The sequence below is a fragment of the Streptomyces sp. NPDC041068 genome (assembly GCF_040647455.1).
Classification (GTDB): Bacteria; Actinomycetota; Actinomycetes; order Streptomycetales; family Streptomycetaceae; genus Streptomyces.
The window spans coordinates 553,454-565,785 of sequence record NZ_JBEZCG010000003.1 but is presented as its reverse complement, the minus strand read 5'-3'; the positions used below and the strand labels follow the sequence as shown (position 1 = coordinate 565,785).

Below are 12,332 nucleotides of genomic sequence, written 5' to 3'. Positions count from 1 at the left end.
GCCGCGCGCACCAATATTGGCCTCAACCAATGGCATGACCTGCGACGGCACGCGGAACACATCCTTCCGCGACCCTTCCGCGCCCGTACCCTTGCCGATGATGACCGGACACCCGCACACCCCTCTCCCCCGCCTCGCGGACCCCCTGCGCCGCCTGCCGCCGTCCTGCGGCCCCGTCCGGCTGATCGCCGTGGACGGCCACGCGGGCTCCGGCAAGTCGACGTTCGCCCGGCGCCTGGCCGAGGCGCTCGGCGGGGCGCCCGTCCTGCGGCTCGACGACATCGCGAGCCACACCGAGCTGTTCGGCTGGACCGAGCGGCTGCGGGAGCAGGTCCTCGGGCCGCTCTCCCGCGGCGAGACGGCGCACCACGCGACGTACGACTGGAACGAGCGTCGGTTCGGCCCCGCCGGCAGGGCCCTGCCGCCCGCGCCCGTGGTGATCGTCGAGGGCGTCGGCGCGGGCCGCCGGGCGCTGCGGCCGCACCTCGCCGCGCTGCTGTGGATGGACGTACCGCGCGAGGAGGCATGGCGGCGCGGGCGCGCGCGGGACGGGGCGGTCCAGAGTGACTTCTGGGACGGCTGGGAGCCCGCGGAACTCCGGCACTTCGCGGACGACCCTTCCCGGCCCTTCGCCCAGCTATTGGTACGACAGTGCCCAGAGGGATACGAGGTACTGCGGGGGCCCGGTGAGGCGTCAGCGGAGACCCAAGTCGTCACACAGGGTGAGGGACCATCGGCGGTCCGCTGAACCTCCGGAAAACTGCTTCCACTTGGCCCCACGAGTTTTCATGAGTGCCCCAACTCGGCTTGACCCAGGGGCCTTACAGGACTTACGTTCTGAATGTGCGGTCCTGCGGGGCCGCCCGCAGACGCGAAGCCCCCGGTTGTTCCCCCGTGATCGGGGGCTTCGTTCTGCCCTCCGGGCCGATTTCCGGCCGCTGCGAGCCGCCATTCGCTCACCCTCGGTCACCATCGAGGCCATCCCTCCCCGCCCCTTTCCGGCCGATCCGCCGGTGCGGCACCCTACGGCCGACCGCTCCCCCGCAGGTACGATGCTTCTCGGTGCGCCTTTTCGGACGGCTGCTCTACGCACCGAGTCAACTCCCGTCCGCAGCACGGTGGTTCAGCGCAGTGGCCGGCGGGCACCGGTCCGGCGGTACGCAAACGGGGGCACGGTTTGTGGGGGACCTGATGGACTTCGACGCGGTGGGCTCACCCGCCCCGGCCGACCTCGCCTGGCTGAGGGGCGTCGACGCCTACACGATGGGCGCCTACCCGCAGGCGGAGGAGGAGTTCCGGACCGCGGTACGGATGGATCCCGGGATGGCCGACGGCTGGCTCGGGCTGCACGCGCTGCGCATCGACACGACGACGGCGCTGCTGCGGATGTTCCAGCACCGGGACCGGTTCGGGGAGCAGCGCGCACGGCACGCGCGCACCCTCAACTCCTGGTACTGGCTCGGCTGGTGGGTGCAGCCCGTCCTGGAGAGCGCGCGGGACCTGTTGCTCGCGCACGCCTCGCACTGGCTGGACGGCCGCCATGTCCCGGAGCTCGACCGGGCGCTCGCGGGACTGCCACCGGTCGACGCGGACCCGCAGGTGCGCTTCCTGCACGCCTGCCGCTCCTATCTCGTCAAGGACTGGGAGCAGCTGGTGCGGCACACGGACCCGCTGATCGACGACCCGATGCTGGGCATCGAGGCCGGGCTCTTCGGCGGCATGGCCCGGGTGCGCCTGGAGATGTACGGCCAGGCCGAACCGCTCCTGTCCGCCGCCCTGATGCGCTGCCGCAGCGAGCAGCCGCAGCGCAAGGAACTGCGCTACTGGCTGGCCCGCGCCCACGAGGGAACCGGCCGCTCGGCGGCGGCCCTGCCGCTGTACCGCGCGGTGCACCGGGTCGACGCCTCCTTCATGGACACCTCGGCACGGCTCGCGGCCATCGCCGAGGGCGACGGGTACGACGAGGCCGCCGACCTCGCCGCCGCGATCAGCCTGGCCGGCGCGAGCCCGGACGTCCTGGAGGGTCCCGACGGCATCGACGTGCTGTTCGGCACCGAGGGCCGCGACGTGAAGGTCACCGGATCCGAACTCCCGCCGGGTGGCGCTCCGCCGGGGCCCGGCGGCCTCAACGGCCCGGTGGGACCCGCGGGACCCGGGAACGCGGGCGGTCCGGCCGGGCCCTCCGAGACCGATGCCGTCCGCGAAAAGGCGATCATTCCGATCAAGGCGGGCCCACCGCAGCTGCCGCCGGGGCCCACCGACCCCGCGCTCCTGGAGGCCGCGCTCGCCGAGCTCGAGCGCATGGTGGGTCTCGAGCCGGTCAAGCGCCAGGTCAAGGCGCTCTCCGCGCAGCTGAACATGGCCCGGCTGCGCGCCGCGCAGGGCCTTCCCGTGCAGCCGCCGAAACGACACTTCGTCTTCTCCGGTCCCTCCGGCACCGGCAAGACCACCGTGGCCCGCATCCTCGGCCGGGTCTTCTACGCCCTCGGGCTGCTCGGCGGCGACCACCTCGTGGAGGCGCAGCGCGCCGACCTGGTCGGCGAGTACCTCGGCCAGACCGCGGTGAAGGCCAACGAACTGATCGACTCCGCGATCGGCGGCGTCCTCTTCGTCGACGAGGCCTACTCCCTCTCCAACTCCGGCTACGGCAAGGGCGACGCGTACGGAGACGAGGCCCTGCAGGTCCTCCTCAAGCGGGCCGAGGACAACCGCGACCACCTCGTCGTGATCCTCGCGGGCTACCCCGAGGGCATGGACCGGCTGCTCGCCGCCAACCCCGGCCTGTCCTCGCGCTTCACGACCCGCGTCGACTTCCCCTCGTACCGCCCCCTCGAACTGACCTCGATCGGCGAGGTGCTCGCCGCCGAGAACGGCGACGTGTGGGACGAGGAGGCGCTGGATGAGCTGCGCTCCATCAGTGGGCACGTCGTCGACCAGGCCTGGATCGACGAGCTCGGCAACGGCCGCTTCCTGCGCACCCTGTACGAGAAGAGCTGCGCCTACCGCGATCTGCGGCTGACCGGCTATCCGGGCGAGCCGGGGCGCGACGACCTGTCGACGCTGCGCCTGCCCGACCTGATGCAGGCGTACGGAGAGGTGCTCTCGGGGCGCGGGCCGCAGAACCCGTCCGGCATCTGAGGACGCGTCGTGCGGGCCACGCCCCGCGCGCTCACCCCACGAGGGCGCCGCCACGCGCCTCGCGCGCGTCGCCTCCGGGTGCTTCCTGGGCCTTGCGGGGCACCGCGACGCGGTGCGCGGGGTCACGGACCTCGCCGACCAGGAGCTCCAGGACGTCCTCCAGCGCGACCAGGCCGAGCACCTTGCCGGAGGCGTCGGCGACCTGCGCCAGATGCGTCGCGGCGCGGCGCATCACGGTCAGGGCGTCGTCCAGCGGGAGTTCGGCCCGCAGCGTGGTCATCGGGCGCCAGACCTGCTGCGGCACGGCGCGGTCGGTGTCCTCCAGGTCGAGTACGTCCTTGACGTGGAGGTAGCCCATGAAGGCGCCGTTCTCCGCGCAGACCGGGAAGCGGGAGTACCCGGTGCGCCCGGTGAGCGCGACGACCTGGCCCGGGGTGACCGAGGGGCCCACCGTCACCAGGGACACCGCATCCAGCAGGACGTCCGTCACGGGGCGCGAGCCCAGTTCGAGGGCGTCCTCCAGGCGCTCCTGCTCCTCGGGGTCCAGGAGCCCCGCCTGGCCCGAGTCCTCGACGAGGCGGCCCAGTTGGACACTGGTGAACACCGCCTCGACCTCGTCCTTGGGCTCCACCCCGAAGACCTTCAGGACGAGTCGCGCACACGCGCCGAGCGCCACGGTCACCGGGCGGCACAGCCGCGCGAAGGCGACGAGGCCGGGGCTGAACCAGAGGGCGGTCTTCTCGGGGGCGGCCATCGCGAGGTTCTTCGGGACCATCTCGCCGATGACGAGGTGCAGGAAGACGACGACGGCGAGCGCGATCACATAGCCGAGGGGGTGGATCATGCCCTCGGGCAGGTGGATCGCCGCGAAGAGCGGCTCGAGGAGATGCGCGACGGTCGGCTCGGCGACGGCGCCGAGCGTCAACGAGCAGACGGTGATGCCGAACTGGGCGGCGGCCATCATCTGCGGCAGGTGCTCCAGGCCGTACAGGACCTGGCGGGCCCTCTTGGAGTCCAGGGGTTCGATCTGGCTGCGGCGCACGGAGACGAGCGCGAACTCGGCGCCCACGAAGAAGCCGTTGGCGAGCACGAGGAGGACGGCGAGGAGGAGTTGGAGCAGGCTCACCGCAGCGCCTCCGCGACTTCGGGCACCGCGGGGGCGGTGTCCGCCGCACCGGCTTCCCGGGTCCGCACGAGGCGCACCCGCTCCGCGCGGTAGTGCCCGACCTGGCGCACCGAGAGCCGCCAGCCGGGCAGTTCGGCCCGGTCGCCGGGGGCCGGGATGCGGCCGAGCAGATCGGCGACGAGGCCGGCCACGGTCTCGTAGGGCCCTTCGGGTACGTCGAGTCCTATGCGCTGCAGCGTGTCCACGCGGCAGCTGCCGTCCGCGTCCCAGGCGGGCCTGCCCTCCTCGGCCGGCGCCACGCACAGGTCGGGCAGGTCGAGCAGGTCGTGTTCGTCGCGGACCTCGCCGACGAGCTCCTCGACGATGTCCTCCAGGGTGACGACGCCCGCCGTGCCGCCGTACTCGTCGACGACGACGGCCATGGGCTGCTCGCTGCGCAGCCGCTCCAGGAGGGGCTGCACGGGCAGTGTCTGGGGAACGAGCAGCGGGGACTTCGCGATCCGGCTGACGGGGGTGCGCAGGCGGTCGTGCGCGGGCACCGCGAGGGCGTCCTTGAGGTGCACCATGCCGACGATCTCGTCGATCCGCTCGCGGTAGACCGGGAAGCGGGACAGGCCGGTGGCGCGGGTCAGGTTGACCACGTCCTCGGCCGTCGTCGAGGACTGCAGCGCGCTGACCTTCACGCGCGGCGTCATGACGTGCTGCGCGGTCAGTTCGCCGAGCGAGAGGGTACGCACGAACAGGTCGGCGGTGTCCTGCTCCAGGGCGCCCGCCTGCGCCGAGTGCCGGGCCAGGGAGACCAGTTCGCCCGGGGTGCGGGCGGAGGCCAGCTCCTCGGCGGGCTCGACGCCGAGCGCGCGTACGAGACGGTTGGCCACGGCGTTCAGGAGGGAGATCACCGGGCGGAAGAGCCGTGAGAAGACGTGCTGCGGGCCCGCGACGAACCGCGCGACCTGCAGCGGCCTGGACACCGCCCAGTTCTTGGGCACCAGTTCGCCGATGACCATCTGCACGGCGGACGCGAGCAGCATGCCGACCACCACGGAGACGCCGCCGACGGCGCCTTCGGGGATGCCGATCGCCTTGAACGGGCCCGCGAGCAGGTGCGCGAGGGCCGGTTCGGCGAGCATGCCGACCACGAGCGAGGTGATGGTGATGCCGAGCTGGGTGCCGGAGAGCTGGAAGGACAGCTCCTTGAGGGCGCCGACGACCGTGCGGGCCCGTCGGTCCCCGTCGGCCGCGGCCTTCTCGGCGTCCGGACGCTCGACGGTGACGAGGCCGAACTCGGCCGCCACGAAGAAGCCGTTGGCGAGAATCAGCAGGAATGCCGCCCCGAGAAGCAGCAGGGGGACTGTCATGCCGCCGCCTCCCCGGTCGTGCCGGTCCCGGTATGTCGGGAGGGGGCGGCGCAGGTACTACAGGACGATCCGTCCATCGCCGGAGGGAGTCACTCCTCGGGTAGCAGGAGCCCCTGGGGACCGGGCGGGCCCGTCAGGGGCGGGGCGGCACTCCATGCGCGCCCCGCCACCAGATTAATCAAGACGGGGCGCGGGACGTCTAGTCCCCGAGGGCCGTGCGGGCGTCGGTGAGCGCGCGCAGGGCGCGGGCGTCACCGATGGCCTGCTGCTTGCCGATGCCGGGCTGGATGCCCAGGGCGGGCAGGCTGGTGCCGTCGCTCAGGTTGAGGAACACCCAGGGGTCGCCGGGGCGGAGGTTGACCTGCACGATCTCGGCCCAGGCCAGACGGCGGCTGGTCGCGATGTTGACGACGGTCACGCCGGACTCGTCGGCGACGACCTTGGGCCTGCTGAGCAGCGCGAGCACGCCGAAGAGCAGCGCGCCGGTGAAGACGAAGCTGGTCCGCTCCCCCGGGCTGAGGTCGGGCAGCAGAAAGGCGATCGCGGTGATCGTCACGAAGATCACGACGCCCGCGGTGAGCAGGACGGCCCGGGTCCGCGTCGGCCGGAAGGTGACGGGAAGGGCGGGGAGAGCGGGGCTGTCGGACATGAGGCGGTGCTCCTACCGGATCAGGGGCCGGTCAGAGACGGCAGGCGTGAATGGCCGTGGTCAGGATGGCCCGCGCCCCGATGGAGTACAGGTCGTCCATGATCCGCTGGGCCTCCTTGGCGGGGACCATGGAGCGGACGGCCACCCAGCCCTCGTTGTGCAGCGGGGAGATCGTCGGCGACTCCAGGCCCGGGGTGAGGGCGACGGCCTGCTCCAGGTGCTCGGCGCGGCAGTCGTAGTCCATCATCACGTACGACCTGGCGACCAGGACGCCCTGGAGGCGACGGAGGAACTGCTGCACCTTCGGGTCGTCGGCGTCGGCGCCGGTGCGGCGGATGACGACCGCCTCGGACTTCATGATCGGCTCGCCGAAGACCTCAAGGCCCGCGTTGCGCAGGGAGGTGCCGGTCTCCACGACGTCCGCGATGACCTGGGCGACGCCCAGCTCGATGGCGGTCTCCACGGCGCCGTCCAGGTGGACGACGGAGGCGTCGACGCCCTGCTCGGCGAGGTGCTTGGCGACGATGCCCTCGTACGAGGTGGCGACCGTCTTGCCCGCGAGGTCGGCGATGCCGCTCGCGGTGCCCGGCTTCGCGGCGAAGCGGAAGGTGGAGCGGGCGAAGCCGAGGGGCAGGATCGTCTCGGCGTTCGCGCCCGAGTCGATCAGCAGGTCCTGTCCCGTGATGCCGATGTCGAGCTTGCCGGCCGAGACGTAGATCGCGATGTCCTTGGGCCGGAGGTAGAAGAACTCGACCTCGTTGTCGGGGTCGACGAGGACGAGCTCCTTCGACTCCTTGCGCTGCTGGTATCCGGCCTCATGGAGCATCGCCGACGCAGGTCCGGACAGTGAACCCTTGTTGGGGACGGCGATGCGCAGCATGAGGCGGGATTCCTTTGCGTGATGGGTGAGTTGGGGTGACTTGGGGACGTACGGCTCAGAGGTGGGCGTACACGTCGTCGAGGGAGATGCCGCGGGCGACCATCATCACCTGCACGTGGTAGAGGAGCTGCGAGATCTCCTCGGCGGCGGCTTCCTTGCCCTCGTACTCGGCGGCCATCCAGACCTCGGCGGCCTCCTCGACGACCTTCTTGCCGATGGCATGGACGCCCTTGTCGACCAGCTCGGCGGTGCGGGAGGTCGCGGGGTCGCCATTGGCGGCCTTGTGCTGGAGCTCGGTGAAGAGCTCCTCGAAAGTCTTCTTGGACATGATGGTCGCCACTCTACGCGGCCGCCCGGCTCCCCTCAGCGCCAGGGTTCGGAGATCGTACGCAGCGTGGTGGCCGTGGCCACGGCCGCGGTGACCGCCTCGTGGCCCTTGTCCTCGCGGGATCCCTCGATGCCCGCGCGGTCCAGGGCCTGCTCCTCGGTGTCGCAGGTCAGCACGCCGAAGCCGACCGGGACGCCGCTGTCCACGGAGACCTGGGTGAGGCCCTGCGTGACGCCCTGGCACACGTACTCGAAGTGCGGGGTGCCGCCGCGGATGACGACGCCGAGGGCGACGATCGCGTCGTAGCCCCGGCCGGCGAGGACCTTCGCGACGACCGGCAGCTCGAAGCTGCCGGGCACGCGAAGGACGGTCGGCTCGCTGATTCCGAGCTCGTTCAGGGCCCGCAGGGCGCCGTCGACGAGGCCGTCCATGACCTTCTCGTGCCACTGCGCGGCGATCACCGCGACCCGCAGGTCGCCGCAGTTCTTCACGCTCAGTTCGGGTGCACCCTTGCCGCTCACGCGCTTCTCCTTGCCGTTGTACGCCGTAGGGGTCGTCTGTACGTCGTAGGGGTCGTCGGTGCTTACTGGTTGCCGCAGGCGGACACGTCGGTGGTGTCCAGCCAGGGCAGGTCGTGCCCCATCCGGTCCCGCTTGGTGCGCAGGTACCGGAGGTTGTGCTCGCCGGCCTTGATCGGCATGGGCTCGCGCCCGGTGACCTTCAGGCCGTGCCGCAGGACCGCGTCGGTCTTGTCGGGGTTGTTGGTCATCAGCCGGACGCTGCGGACGCCGAGGTCGTCCAGGATCCGGGCGCCCGCGCCGTAGTCCCTGGCGTCGGCGGGCAGGCCGAGCTCCAGATTGGCGTCGAGGGTGTCGCTGCCGCGCTCCTGGAGTTCGTACGCACGCAGCTTGGAGAGCAGACCGATGCCGCGCCCCTCGTGGCCGCGCAGATAGACCACGACGCCGCGTCCCTCCTCGGTGATGCGCCGCATGGAGGCCTCCAGCTGGGGGCCGCAGTCGCAGCGCAGCGAGTGGAAGACGTCGCCGGTCAGGCACTCGGAGTGCAGACGGGCCAGAACGTCGACGCCGTCGCCGATGTCGCCGTGGACGAGGGCGACGTGCTCGACGCCGTCGACGGTGGAGCGGTAGCCGTACGCCGTGAACTCGCCGAAGGCGGTGGGCAGGCTGACCTCGGCCTCGCGGCGGACGGTGGGCTCCGAGGAGCGGCGGTAGGCGATCAGGTCCTCGATGGAGATGATCGTCAGGCCGTGCTTGCGGGCGAACGGCACGAGCTCGGGCAGCCGCAGCATCTTCCCGTCCTCGCCCGCGATCTCCACGATGGCCCCCGCGGGTCGCAGGCCGGCGAGCCGGGCGAGGTCGACGGCGGCCTCGGTGTGGCCGTCGCGCACGAGCACGCCGCCGGGCTTGGCGCGCAGCGGGAAGACGTGCCCGGGGCGCACGAAGTCGTCGGGGCCCGCCTCGCCGCCCGCGAGGAGCCGGAGCGTGGTGGCGCGGTCGGCGGCGGAGATGCCGGTGCTCACGCCGTGCGCGGCGGACGCGTCGACGGAGACGGTGAAGGCCGTGCTCATCGACTCGGTGTTGTGCTCGACCATCTGCGGGAGCCGGAGCCGGTCGAGTTCGCCGGCCTCCATGGGCGCGCAGATCAGGCCGCGGCACTCGCTCATCATGAAGGCGACGATCTCGGGCGTCGCCTTCTCGGCCGCGATGACGAGGTCGCCCTCGTTCTCGCGGTCCTCGTCGTCGACGACGACCACGGGGCGGCCCGCCGCGATGTCGCGGATGGCCTGCTCGACGGGGTCGAGGGACAGGTCCGAGGTGTCTTCGCCGTTGGCGGTGCTGTACCAGACAGGGGTGCCTGAAGGGGCGCCGCGAAGCGCCTCGTTCAGGGCGGTGGTGGGAGACGGGTGGGCGCTCATGCCGGGGCTCCTTCCATGACGGGCTGAGAGGCCGCCGCGCGCGAGCGCAGCCACCAGTCGCGCATGCCCCAGAGGACGATGACGAGGTAGACGACGTAGACGAGGCCGGAGAAGGCGAGGCCGCTGCTGAAGGCGAGGGGCACGCCGACCACGTCGACGAGCAGCCAGGCGAACCAGAACTCGACGAGACCGCGGGCCTGGGCGACCATCGCGGCGAGCGTGCCGACGAAGATGTAGGCGTCCGGCCAGGGGTTCCAGGACAGCGAGGGAACCGCGCTGAACAGGGCGCCGACGGCGAGGGTGCCTGCCGCGGTGCCGGCGAGCAGGACGCCCCGCTCCTTCCAGGTGGCGAAGCGGATGGCGATGGAGCCGTCCTGCGCCTGCTGCTTGCCGCGCGTCCACTGCCGCCAGCCCCACAGCGCCACGCCGATGACGAGGAGCTGCTTGCCGACGCCGCCGGAGAGCTGTGCGGAGGCGTACGCGGCGACGAGGAGGACGCCGGACAGGAACTGTGCGGGCCAGGTCCATATCGAGCGCCGCCAGCCGAGCGCGAGGGCGATCAGGCCGACGGTGTTGCCGATCATGTCGGACCACATGATGTGCTGGTCGAAGGCCGTGAAGGCTTCGGAGTTGAGCCAGTTCACTGGGTGGCCTCCCGATCAGGGACCTGGGCGCGGTCGCCGAGCAGGCGCTCGACGTACTTGGCGATGACGTCGACCTCGAGGTTGACCGGGTCGCCGGGCTGCTTGATGCCGAGCGTGGTCAGCGCGAGGGTCGTGGGGATGAGGCTGATGGTGAAGTAGTCGGGCCCGGCGTCGACCACGGTGAGGCTGACGCCGTCGACCGTGATGGAGCCCTTCTCGACGACGTAGCGGGAGAGGTGGGCGGGGAGGGAGACCTTGACGATCTCCCAGTTCTCGGACGGCTTGCGCTCCACGACGGTGCCGACAGCATCGACGTGACCCTGCACGATGTGGCCGCCCAGGCGCGCGCCGACCGAGGTGGGGCGCTCCAGGTTGACGCGGGAGCCGACGGCGAGCGCGCCGAGGCTGGAGCGGTTCAGGGTCTCGGCCATGACGTCCGCGGTGAATTCGTCGCCCTCGTGCTCCACGACCGTCAGACAGACGCCGTTGACGGCGATGGAGTCGCCGTGCTTGGCGCCCTCGGTGACGACGGGGCCGCGCAGGCGGAAGCGGGAGGCGTCGGGAAGGTTGTCGACGGCGGTGATCTCGCCGAGCTCTTCGACGATTCCGGTGAACACGTCAGTGCTCCTTCGCTACGAGGGTTGCGGTGATGCGGAGATCGGGGCCGATGCGGACGGTCTCGCTCACGTCGAGCCGCAACGCTTCGGTGATGGTGGTGATTCCGCCGCCGGTCAGGGCGGCGGGGCCCGCGCCGAGCAGGACGGGCGCGAGATAGCCGACGACGCGGTCGACGGCGCCGGCGGCGACGAAGGCACCGGCGAGCGTCGGGCCGCCTTCGAGGAGTACGGAGCGCACCCCGCGCGCGTGGAGCACGTCGAGGAGGGTCGGAATGTCCAACCCGCCCTCCGCGCGCGGGAGTCGGACCGTCTCTTCGGTGGCGTACGCGGGTGCGGCGTCCTCGGCGACGGCGATCAGGGTGGGTGCCGCGTCGTCCAGGACGCGGGCGCCCGGGGTGACGGCGGTGCCGTTCGTGTCGAGGACGACGCGCAGCGGCTGGACGGCGCCTTCGATGCCGCGCACGGCCAGGTGCGGGTCGTCGGCGCGCTGGGTGCCGGAGCCGACGACGACGGCGTCGCACTCGGCGCGCAGCCGGTGCACGTCGGCGCGGGCCTCGGCGGAGGTGATCCAGCGGCTGGTGCCGTCGGCGGCGGCGATGCGGCCGTCGAGGGTGGCGGCGTACTTCCAGGTGACGTGGGGGCGGCCGAGGCGTACGGAGGTCAGCCAGGCGGCGTTCCCCTCGGCGGCCTCGGCCTCCAGCAGGCCCTGTTCCACCGGGATCCCGGCCGCGCGCAGGGTGTGCGCGCCGCCGGTCGCGGTGGGGTTCGGGTCGCCGACGGCGTAGACGACGCGGGCGATCCCTGCGTCGATGAGGGCCTGCGCGCAGGGGCCGGTGCGGCCCGTGTGGTTGCAGGGTTCGAGGGTGACGACGGCGGTGCCGCCCCGGGCCCGCTCCCCCGCCGCGCGCAGGGCGTGGACCTCGGCGTGCGGGCCGCCGGCGCGCTGGTGCCAGCCCTCGCCGACGCTCTCGCCCGCGGCGTCGAGGACGACGCAGCCGACGACGGGGTTGGGGCTGGTGGAGCCGAGGCCGCGCGCGGCCAGCGTGAGGGCGCGCCGCATGGCGGCTGCTTCGGCTACGGCGGTGGCCACCGGGTCCTCCTGCCTCTTCGGGCACGGACTCCGGGGCCTGTCGATGACGACAGAACGTACGGGCAACGGCACCTGGAGCGACGCCGACGCCGGATGACACCTGTCCCCGGGATATCCCGGGGACCGCCCCTGGGGATGCCAGGAACGAGCCACAAACGACGGCGTGCAAAGATGCCCGCCCGCCGCGCACTGCCTCCCATCCGGACTTTCACCGTCGGTCCAGGAATTTCACCTGGTCAACCGGCCGCTGGAGGCGACCGGGTCGCGGACTGTAACCGCCGGTTCGGAATTACACCGACCCCGGAGTGCGCTGCTTCTGGTACGAGGCCAGTCTGCCACGCCTGATCGTCGGCCATGCGGGCGAATAGCTGTGGGCTGGCTCACAGCACCACCGTTCAACATCATGTTCAACCAAATTGGTCCGGACTTATTGACTCAATGGTCTAGTCCTTTTAATCTCTGCGACACCTCCGAGGAGCCGGAGCCGACGGTGTGCGCACACCAGGGCCCCAGAACGCTTCACATCTTTGCCAGTTGTGTTCCGCCCGTTCGTGTTCCGCACCTCC

At 71.8% G+C, this 12,332-nt stretch carries 12 protein-coding genes and 1 riboswitch; of the genes, 2 read left to right on the top strand and 10 right to left on the bottom strand.

Features of this window, described 5'->3' with window-relative positions; all coding sequences use genetic code 11:
* The first annotated feature begins 100 nt into the window (after positions 1 to 100).
* Positions 101 to 748 carry an AAA family ATPase gene (locus tag AB0B50_RS09630; RefSeq protein WP_362328086.1) on the top strand — a complete coding sequence of 216 codons (648 nt, stop codon included), beginning with the start codon at positions 101 to 103 and terminating at the stop codon, positions 746 to 748.
* A 443-nt stretch (positions 749 to 1,191) separates the two neighbouring features.
* Positions 1,192 to 3,138, top strand: a complete 1,947-nt coding sequence (locus tag AB0B50_RS09625; RefSeq protein WP_362328084.1) for an AAA family ATPase — start codon at positions 1,192 to 1,194, stop codon at positions 3,136 to 3,138.
* Positions 3,139 to 3,169: 31 nt separating this feature from the next.
* Here AB0B50_RS09625 and AB0B50_RS09620 read toward each other — a convergent pair whose 3' ends face one another.
* The 10 genes from AB0B50_RS09620 to ribD all read right to left on the bottom strand — a co-directional run bounded on the left by AB0B50_RS09620 (position 3,170) and on the right by ribD (position 11,736).
* Positions 3,170 to 4,264, bottom strand: coding sequence for a hemolysin family protein (locus tag AB0B50_RS09620; protein ID WP_362328082.1), 1,095 nt, complete (start codon positions 4,262 to 4,264; stop codon positions 3,170 to 3,172).
* A complete protein-coding gene (locus AB0B50_RS09615) occupies positions 4,261 to 5,622 on the bottom strand; it encodes a hemolysin family protein (RefSeq protein ID WP_362328080.1) in 1,362 nt (453 codons plus the stop codon). Before AB0B50_RS09615 ends, AB0B50_RS09620 begins: the two co-directional genes overlap by 4 nt.
* A 199-nt stretch (positions 5,623 to 5,821) precedes the next feature.
* Complete coding sequence (locus AB0B50_RS09610) at positions 5,822 to 6,271, bottom strand: PH domain-containing protein (protein ID WP_362328078.1); 450 nt, start codon at positions 6,269 to 6,271, stop codon at positions 5,822 to 5,824.
* A gap of 31 nt (positions 6,272 to 6,302) precedes the next feature.
* A complete protein-coding gene (hisG, locus tag AB0B50_RS09605) occupies positions 6,303 to 7,151 on the bottom strand; it encodes an ATP phosphoribosyltransferase (protein WP_362328076.1) in 849 nt (282 codons plus the stop codon).
* Between the two features lie 55 nt (positions 7,152 to 7,206).
* The gene (locus AB0B50_RS09600; protein WP_030951748.1) at positions 7,207 to 7,479 is read right to left on the bottom strand and encodes a phosphoribosyl-ATP diphosphatase; all 273 of its coding nucleotides are present in this window, start codon (positions 7,477 to 7,479) and stop codon (positions 7,207 to 7,209) included.
* 35 nt (positions 7,480 to 7,514) lie between these two features.
* Positions 7,515 to 8,000, bottom strand: coding sequence for a 6,7-dimethyl-8-ribityllumazine synthase (ribH, locus tag AB0B50_RS09595; protein WP_362328074.1), 486 nt, complete (start codon positions 7,998 to 8,000; stop codon positions 7,515 to 7,517).
* Positions 8,001 to 8,062: 62 nt separating this feature from the next.
* Positions 8,063 to 9,415 carry a bifunctional 3,4-dihydroxy-2-butanone-4-phosphate synthase/GTP cyclohydrolase II gene (locus AB0B50_RS09590; protein ID WP_362328072.1) on the bottom strand — a complete coding sequence of 451 codons (1,353 nt, stop codon included), beginning with the start codon at positions 9,413 to 9,415 and terminating at the stop codon, positions 8,063 to 8,065.
* Positions 9,412 to 10,011 (bottom strand): nicotinamide mononucleotide transporter family protein, encoded by a 600-nt coding sequence (locus tag AB0B50_RS09585; RefSeq protein ID WP_362328252.1) that lies wholly within the window; start codon positions 10,009 to 10,011, stop codon positions 9,412 to 9,414. The genes AB0B50_RS09590 and AB0B50_RS09585 overlap by 4 nt, the downstream gene beginning before the upstream one ends.
* 44 nt (positions 10,012 to 10,055) lie before the next feature.
* Positions 10,056 to 10,676 (bottom strand): riboflavin synthase, encoded by a 621-nt coding sequence (locus AB0B50_RS09580; protein ID WP_362328070.1) that lies wholly within the window; start codon positions 10,674 to 10,676, stop codon positions 10,056 to 10,058.
* Between the two features lies 1 nt (position 10,677).
* Positions 10,678 to 11,736 (bottom strand): bifunctional diaminohydroxyphosphoribosylaminopyrimidine deaminase/5-amino-6-(5-phosphoribosylamino)uracil reductase RibD, encoded by a 1,059-nt coding sequence (gene ribD, locus AB0B50_RS09575; RefSeq protein WP_362328250.1) that lies wholly within the window; start codon positions 11,734 to 11,736, stop codon positions 10,678 to 10,680.
* Positions 11,737 to 11,948: 212 nt separating this feature from the next.
* Positions 11,949 to 12,079, bottom strand: a riboswitch (FMN riboswitch).
* Positions 12,080 to 12,332 lie beyond the last annotated feature (253 nt).

What these genes read in the sequence shown, in the direction of transcription:
- AB0B50_RS09630 (WP_362328086.1), top strand. Translation starts at nt 101, where the DNA reads ATGACCGGACACCCGCACACCCCTCTCCCCCGCCTCGCGGACCCCCTG.
- AB0B50_RS09625 (WP_362328084.1), top strand. Translation starts at nt 1,192, where the DNA reads ATGGACTTCGACGCGGTGGGCTCACCCGCCCCGGCCGACCTCGCCTGG.
- AB0B50_RS09615 (WP_362328080.1), bottom strand. Translation starts at nt 5,622, where the DNA reads ATGACAGTCCCCCTGCTGCTTCTCGGGGCGGCATTCCTGCTGATTCTC.
- AB0B50_RS09610 (WP_362328078.1), bottom strand. Translation starts at nt 6,271, where the DNA reads ATGTCCGACAGCCCCGCTCTCCCCGCCCTTCCCGTCACCTTCCGGCCG.
- hisG (WP_362328076.1), bottom strand. Translation starts at nt 7,151, where the DNA reads ATGCTGCGCATCGCCGTCCCCAACAAGGGTTCACTGTCCGGACCTGCG.
- AB0B50_RS09600 (WP_030951748.1), bottom strand. Translation starts at nt 7,479, where the DNA reads ATGTCCAAGAAGACTTTCGAGGAGCTCTTCACCGAGCTCCAGCACAAG.
- AB0B50_RS09590 (WP_362328072.1), bottom strand. Translation starts at nt 9,415, where the DNA reads ATGAGCGCCCACCCGTCTCCCACCACCGCCCTGAACGAGGCGCTTCGC.
- AB0B50_RS09585 (WP_362328252.1), bottom strand. Translation starts at nt 10,011, where the DNA reads ATGTGGTCCGACATGATCGGCAACACCGTCGGCCTGATCGCCCTCGCG.
- ribD (WP_362328250.1), bottom strand. Translation starts at nt 11,736, where the DNA reads ATGCGGCGCGCCCTCACGCTGGCCGCGCGCGGCCTCGGCTCCACCAGC.